At 33.1% G+C, this 7,192-nt stretch carries 7 protein-coding genes; 6 read left to right on the top strand and 1 reads right to left on the bottom strand.

Annotated features, from left to right (window positions below):
* Nucleotides 1-99 precede the first annotated feature (99 nt).
* From Q3907_RS05550 to Q3907_RS05540, 3 genes are read left to right on the top strand one after another with little or no spacing between them, the layout of a single operon-like run.
* Entirely contained in the window at nt 100-393 is a 294-nt protein-coding gene (locus Q3907_RS05550; RefSeq protein ID WP_154573171.1) for a transposase, read from the top strand.
* The gene (locus Q3907_RS05545; RefSeq protein ID WP_367881495.1) at nt 390-1,268 is read left to right on the top strand and encodes an IS3 family transposase; all 879 of its coding nucleotides are present in this window, start codon (nt 390-392) and stop codon (nt 1,266-1,268) included. Before Q3907_RS05550 ends, Q3907_RS05545 begins: the two co-directional genes overlap by 4 nt.
* Before the next feature lie 53 nt (nt 1,269-1,321).
* Nucleotides 1,322-1,627, top strand: a complete 306-nt coding sequence (locus Q3907_RS05540; RefSeq protein WP_295647246.1) for a nitrous oxide-stimulated promoter family protein — start codon at nt 1,322-1,324, stop codon at nt 1,625-1,627.
* Between the two features lie 80 nt (nt 1,628-1,707).
* On the opposite strand, the gene Q3907_RS05535 is transcribed toward Q3907_RS05540, so the two are convergent.
* Nucleotides 1,708-2,874 carry an amidohydrolase family protein gene (locus Q3907_RS05535; RefSeq protein ID WP_301897603.1) on the bottom strand — a complete coding sequence of 389 codons (1,167 nt, stop codon included), beginning with the start codon at nt 2,872-2,874 and terminating at the stop codon, nt 1,708-1,710.
* 223 nt (nt 2,875-3,097) lie between these two features.
* Between Q3907_RS05535 and Q3907_RS05530 the strand changes: the two genes are divergently transcribed.
* From Q3907_RS05530 to Q3907_RS05520, 3 genes are all read left to right on the top strand, one after another.
* Nucleotides 3,098-4,774, top strand: a complete 1,677-nt coding sequence (locus Q3907_RS05530) for an ABC transporter substrate-binding protein (RefSeq protein WP_301897602.1) — start codon at nt 3,098-3,100, stop codon at nt 4,772-4,774.
* Nucleotides 4,775-4,960: 186 nt separating this feature from the next.
* Nucleotides 4,961-6,256, top strand: a complete 1,296-nt coding sequence (locus tag Q3907_RS05525) for an ATP-binding protein (protein WP_301897601.1) — start codon at nt 4,961-4,963, stop codon at nt 6,254-6,256.
* Nucleotides 6,257-6,269: 13 nt separating this feature from the next.
* The gene (locus tag Q3907_RS05520; RefSeq protein ID WP_301897600.1) at nt 6,270-7,127 is read left to right on the top strand and encodes a YitT family protein; all 858 of its coding nucleotides are present in this window, start codon (nt 6,270-6,272) and stop codon (nt 7,125-7,127) included.
* The last annotated feature ends 65 nt before the right edge of the window (nt 7,128-7,192 follow it).

The raw sequence follows: 7,192 nt of genomic DNA, 5'->3' as shown, positions 1-7,192 counted from the left end.
TGATGTTAGCATATAAATAGGACTAGTCAAAAAGAGAAAATTTACACCAGTGGTACAATAGAAAGAGGATGATTTACAGACGAAGGAAGGCAAAAGAAAATGGCAAATAAAAAGAAACAGTTTGATCAAGAATTTAAACAAAATGCAGTCAATTATTGTTTAACACATCCAGAACTAAGTCGTAAAGAATGTGCGAAAAATTTAGGCATTGGAGATAGTACTTTATATAGATGGAAGCAAGAAGCTAAAGCCAATAACAACCAGGCAACATTTAAAGGTTCAGGGAATCTAACAGAGGCCGAGCTTGAAAACAGGCGTTTAAAACGTGAATTAAAGGATACGCAAGATGCTCTTGAAATCCTAAAAAAAGCCATCAGCATTCTGGGAGAATAACACAAGTTCTGTACTGTCTTGTCTCTGAAGAGTCTAAAGTCGACAAAGATTTTTCAGTGACTGGAGTGCTAAGTAAGCTACATTTGTCAAAATCAGGATATTACAATTATCTGCATCGAAAACCTAGCAAGCAATCTATATCAAAGAAAAATAGAATTCAAACAATTCAAGCTATATATGACGATAATCATCAAATTTATGGTGCCCCAAAGATAGCAAAAGAGATGCAAAAACAAGGTGAAAAAATATCGGAAAGAACAGTAGGCGTATATATGCGAGAAATGGGTATCAAAGCCTGTTACATTAAGCCATATGTAAAAACAACCTTTGATAGTGATTTTTCAACAAAGCTGCATAACATATTAAAAAGAGACTTTTCACCAAGCAAGCCAAATGAGGCATGGTGTACAGATATAACGTATATATTTACCTTGGAAGGATTTGTATACCTTACAAGTGTAATGGATTTATATTCAAGAAAAATAATTGCATGGACGCTATCAAAGACACTGGAAGTAGAAGAAGTGTTGAAATGTATAGAAATGGCTAGAAAGCGCAGAAAAACAGCAGATCCTGTAATTATTCATTCAGATAGAGGAGTACATTATACAAGCAAACTTTATAAAAAATTAACCGAAGGATTGATACTAAGTTATTCAAAGAAAGGCACACCTTGGGACAATGCATGCATAGAATCTTTTCATTCAGTAATAAAAAGAGAATGGTTAAATCGTACTTTAATTTATGATTATGATCATGCATATGATTTGTGTTTCGAATATATTGAAACATTCTACAACACAATACGAATTCATAGTCATTGCGGTTATGAATCGCCAAATCAATATGAGAATAATTTTTATTCAAAGCATTAGAATTTAAAATTTATCTATTTTATGAGTCCTTTTTCTTGACATAGTACCAGTTAATGGATAAGCGAGAAAAAGAAATGCGTACAGTGTACGAAATGATACACTTGTATTGTAGAAAAATTCATAGAGAAAAAGAATTGTGTCCTGAGTGCTTAGGATTATATGAATATGCAAAGATGCGTATAAAAAAATGTCCGTTTATGGAAACGAAAACATTTTGTTCGCAATGCAAGGTACATTGTTACAAGAAGGATAAAAGGGAACAGATTCGTAAAGTAATGCGATTTTCAGGTCCTAGAATGTTAGTATATCATCCTGTCATGGCAATTTGTCATTTGTATTATCAAATTAAAGATAAATAGTGTTGGGTCATAGTGGATATGGCCCTTTTCTTATGAAAAAAAGGGATGAATCGAATCATCCCTAAACAAAGTAAATCTGATTATTTTTCGACTACAACAGCACCGTCTTTGATGACTTTATCAATCTTTCGAACGTTTGAAATTGCATCCAAAGGATTTTCTTTTAAACAAACTAAATCGGCATTTTTACCAACTTCAAGAGTTCCATAATCATCTAAAACACCTAAGCAGTCTGCTGAATTGTGTGTCGCAATTTTTAAAATGTCCATACGATCTACGCCATATTTTTCCATTAATTCGAATTCATAAGCTGTGTTGTTGTGGTAGTTAAATGGTGTACCACCATCTGTACCTAAGGCAATTTTAACGCCTTGCGCATAAGCTTTTTTGAAGCTTTCAACGTGTGCGTCTTTGACATAAATAGCTTTTTTGACCATGTAATCGGCAATACCAGCTTCTACACCTTTTTCAACGATGCATTGAGGAGCAACTAGTGTTGGAACTAAGTATGTACCGTGTTCTTTCATGTAATCAATGCATTCTTGATCTAAGAAAATTCCATGTTCAATGGAATCGATACCTGCGTATAATGCATTTTTAATTCCTTGTGTTCCTTGTGCGTGGGTAGCTGTTTTTCTTCCTGCTTTATGAGCCTCTTCAATAATGGCTGCCATTTCTTCTTGTGTTAATTGAGCACTTCCAGGTTCTACACCTTTTGTCATAACACCACCTGTTGCCATAACTTTAATTAAATCAACACCTTTTTTAAGTAATGTTCTAGCAGCTTTTCTACATTCATCGACACCATCGGCTTCAATACCTCCTTGCCAACCGTGTCCTCCTGTCATACAAATGCATCGTCCAGCACATAACATGTGTGGCCCTTTGACAAGTCCTGCGTCTACGCAATCGCGAATGTCCATATCATAATCATTTTCTGTTCCTACAACACGAATAAAAGTAACACCACTGTTGATATAATCTTCTAAGTGTTTTTGTGTGTAGAATGTTTTTTCAACAAAAGTGAATTCTTTATCGGTTCCAAAGCCAACAGGTTCCATAATATGAACGTGACAGTTAAAGAAGCCTGGCGTTACAACATTTGCCTCGACTACATCTTCATCGATTGCATGATATGGTTCAATAGCTGTGATTTTTCCATCTTCACAAGTGATCAATTGATCAAATTTAGGTGTATCACTCACACCATCTATCATTGTTTTAGCATGTACAAAAATTTTACTCATAAATATACTCCTTTTCTCAATTTACATAGTATTATGCTCTAAACAAACAATAAATGCAAGTGCTTTCTGAAAGAATAATAATTACTTACATATTAAAAAACACTTTATATAAAGTATGATATTAACTAATGTTAATAGCAAATGAAAATACTTACAAAATGCTTGAAACAATATGAAAATAATGTATAATAGGTCGTACACACAGATTTGGAGGTAAGATATTATGAGAAAACGAAGTGTAGTAGCCATGTGTATGGCATTTGTACTTGCAGGCTGTTCCGCAGGTAATAGTTCGAATCAAGGACAAACGTTGACAGTCGGATTGTCTTCAGAAATGAATGGTGATTTTTCACCTTTATATTATCGTACACTAAATGATAATAGTGTAGTATCGTTGGTCTACCAAGGTTTGTTGAAGTATGATAAAGATCAGAATCTTGTATGTGATTTGGCTAGTGAATTACCACTGATTTCTGAAGATGGTGCAACTTTGACATTTAAGTTAAAGAAGGGTATTAAATTTAGTGATGGATCTAAATTAACATCAAAAGATGTTAAAGATACATTTAGCGTTATGGCTGATCCTAGTTATACTGGATTGTATTCAAGCAATGTGGATTTTGTGAAGGGATATACCGAATATCATGATGGGGATGCTAAAGATTTAGAGGGTATTGAAACACCAGACGATTATACGGTTGTATTTCATTTAGAAAAGCCAAGAATCGATGCTGAAAGTATTTTGGGTACACAAAGAATATGCTCAGATCAAACATTAAACTATAAAAAGGGAAAAACGGCTAAGATTGAAAAGAATAATACGAAGCCTATGGGAACTGGTCCTTATGTATTGAAATCGTATGATAAATCGGTAGGTGCTTCATTAGAAAAGAATCCTTATTTCAAAACAAAAAAAGGACAGTATAGTGTTTCAAAAATCATGATTAAGAAAACGGATTCTTCAACGGAAGTAAAAGAGTTAGAAAAAGGAACAGTAGATTACATTCCTGATGTAACAGATGCGGATAAAATTAGTTCGGTTATTCAGAGTAAAAACAAAGATTTAACGTTGGATAGCTATAATGGGGATCGAACAAATTGGCTTTATTTGAATACTGCTCAAGGACCATGTAAAGAGCAAGCTGTACGACAAGCTTTAGCCTATGGATTTGACCGTCAAGCATACATAGATAGTTACTATAGTTTGGAAGGGTCTGATGAAGCCATGGCCTATGTACCAAGTAGTTTGGGTAATCCGGTAAGTAAAACTTGTGGTGATGTTGTGACGGGTAAAGAAAAGCTAGATGGATTAAATACATATGAATATAGTCCAGAAAAGGCAAAACAATTATTGGATGATGCTGGTTGGAAAGTTGGTGCAGATGGAATTCGAGAAAAAGATGGAGTGCGTCTTTCTATTCGCTTTTTATCAATCAAAGAAAAAGATAATATGGATTCAATGATTCCTATTCTTCAAAAGGACTGGCAAGAAATTGGTGTTGAATTAAAGGCGAGTACAATGGAATTTAATACAGTTGTTTCTACAATCAGTGATGATAGTGCATTAGGTGATTGGGATGCAGGATGGGTAGGACTCTCTTATGGTAGTCCTGAAGATACGGGTATGAATTATTTACTAAAATCAAAAGCTATTGACAACTTCCCACGTTTAAATGATTCTCAATTGGATGCATATCTAGATGCAGGAACTTATACTTCTGATTCAGAAACAAGTGCACAAGCATTTAAACAGGCAATGATCGTTCAAGCTGATCTTTGTGGATTTATTCCAACGGATGGTGTAAAAGTATATGGATTACGAAATAAAAAAGTAAAAGGAATGCATACAACATCCACATATAGATGGTTTAATTCAATGGATACAGTGAAAATTAAATAAGTATATAGGTCAGAATTAAATTTTCTGGCCTTTTTTAAGTAAGTTTAAAAAAAACATGTATTTGAATTAAAAATAACGTTGAAAAATATGCAAAAATATAAAAAATATCCTATAAAAATATGCACAAAGGTAAAAAATATCCTCTAAAAATATGCAAAAATGATATAATGGGGCTAGGAGGTATCTATGTTAAGAAGAAAGTTTTATAATACATTGCTGAAGTGGTCAAAAGAAAAAAATCAAGAGTGTTTATTGGTTCGTGGTGCAAGGCAAATTGGTAAAACGTATATTATTGATTATTTTGGAAGGAAAAATTATAAGAGTTATATTTATTTAAATTTTATTGAGAATCCACAGTTAAAGACCATATTTGAAAATTCATTATCGGCTGAGGAAATATTTTCACGAATGACATTGGTGATGCCTCATATACGATTTATCGAAGGTAAAACATTAATTTTTTTAGATGAGATTCAAGAATGTCCGAATGCGCGTACGGCATTGAAATTTTTGGCGTTAGATAATAGATATGATGTAGTCGCAAGTGGATCCTTATTAGGTATCAGCTATAAAGAAGTAACGAGCATACCGGTAGGCTATGAGTTGTCAGTTACAATGTATGGTTTAGATTTTGAAGAATTCTTGTGGGCAAAAGGATATAATGAAAATTCATTAGCGATATTAAAAAAATATTATGATTCAAAAGAAAGAATTCCTGATGAAATACATAATCAATTCATGCGATTGATTCGAGAATATATCGTCGTAGGAGGAATGCCTGCTGTTGTGCAAACATATTTAGATTCAAACCATTTTGGACAAGTACAAAAAGTCCAGGAACAAATTATTTTAAGTTATATGGATGATATTTCGAAGTATGCTTCATCATCTGAAAAACCAAAGGTAAAGAATTGTTACATGTCTATTACGAAGCAACTCGCAAAGGAAAATAAAAAATTTCAGTTTTCTGTTGTGGAATCTAAGGCTACCGCAAGAAAATTTGAAAATAGTATTGAGTGGTTAAGAGATGCTGGGCTTGTATGGCTTTGCAAAAATGTATCTGCCTGTCGATTTCCTTTAGTTGGATATGAAAAAGATAAATTCTTTAAGATGTATTTAACGGATTTAGGGTTGCTAGTCGCAATGTATGGTTTTGAAATGAAACAAGCCATATTAAATGATACTTTGACGGGTCCGGTAAAGGGTGGTATATATGAAAATTTAATAGCGGATATTTTAATGAAAAGCCATCATTCGCTTCATTATTACCAAAATAAGAATCTTGAAATAGAATTTTTGATTGAACAAAACGCAAAAGTAATTCCAGTCGAAGTAAAGGCAGGAAATAATCGTTCGCAATCAATGAATCAATTGTTGAAGAATGAAGATATTCCTTATGGATATAAATTTGTGAACGGAAATTGTGGAATTAATGGCAAAAAAATAACTCTTCCATTATACTTAGCTATGTATGTAGATTAGGCTGAGGTAAAAAATGAGAGAAAATATTGAAAAGTATATTGAGTTAATTATAGGAAGTATCTTACTTTCACTAGGGATTTATTTGTTTGTGACACCTAATGGAATCAACTTTGGAGGTGCCATTGGTATTGCACAGATCATTGAGTATTTTATTGTGAAGATGGCGCCAAGTCTTGGGCATATGAATTTGGTGGGTATCATTAACTTTATGATCAATATTCCTTTGTTCATTATGGGCTTTAAAATTATGAATAAAGAGTTTTGTATCAAGACTGTCATTAGTTTAGTGGTGCAAACCATTACTCTATCTATTTTGCCAAAACAATCTATTGTGATTATGCCAGACATGCTTTCAAATTGTATTTTTGGAGCTTTGATGTGTGGCATTGGAGTAGGACTTGCCTTACAGAGCAGCGGATGTTGTGGAGGTATGGATATTGCAGGTGTTTGTTTATCGAAGATAAAACCTGGCTTTTCTGTAGGTAAGCTATCGATTATTATTAATTCAATCTTATTTACAATTTGTGCCTTTATTTTTGATTTACAAACATCACTATATTCCATTATTTTTGTGGCTATACTTTATTTTATTAGTGATCGTATCCATTATCAGAATATCAACATGACCGTATTGATTTTCACAAAGAAAGAAAATATGAAGAATGTGATTATGGAAAGAACTGGTCGTGGTGTAACGTATTGGATGGGTAAAGGTGCATATACAGATACGGAACAGTATATTTTATTTTGTGCTGTAAATAAGTATGAGATTCGTAACTTCAAAAAAATAGTCAATGAAATTGATCCAAAGGCATTCGTAACAATTAGCGAGGATCAAGAAATTGATGGTGGATTTGAAAAGCGTTTGTGATATAATAGACATGCAAAAAGGAACATACAAATATGTTTCTGGGAATAGTTGTAGTAAAAACTACC

Source organism: uncultured Holdemanella sp. (assembly GCF_958348295.1).
Taxonomy (GTDB): Bacteria; Bacillota_I; Bacilli_A; order Erysipelotrichales; family Erysipelotrichaceae; genus Holdemanella.
Note: the sequence above shows the minus strand (reverse complement) of the source record. Positions and strands in the feature narration are given on the sequence as shown.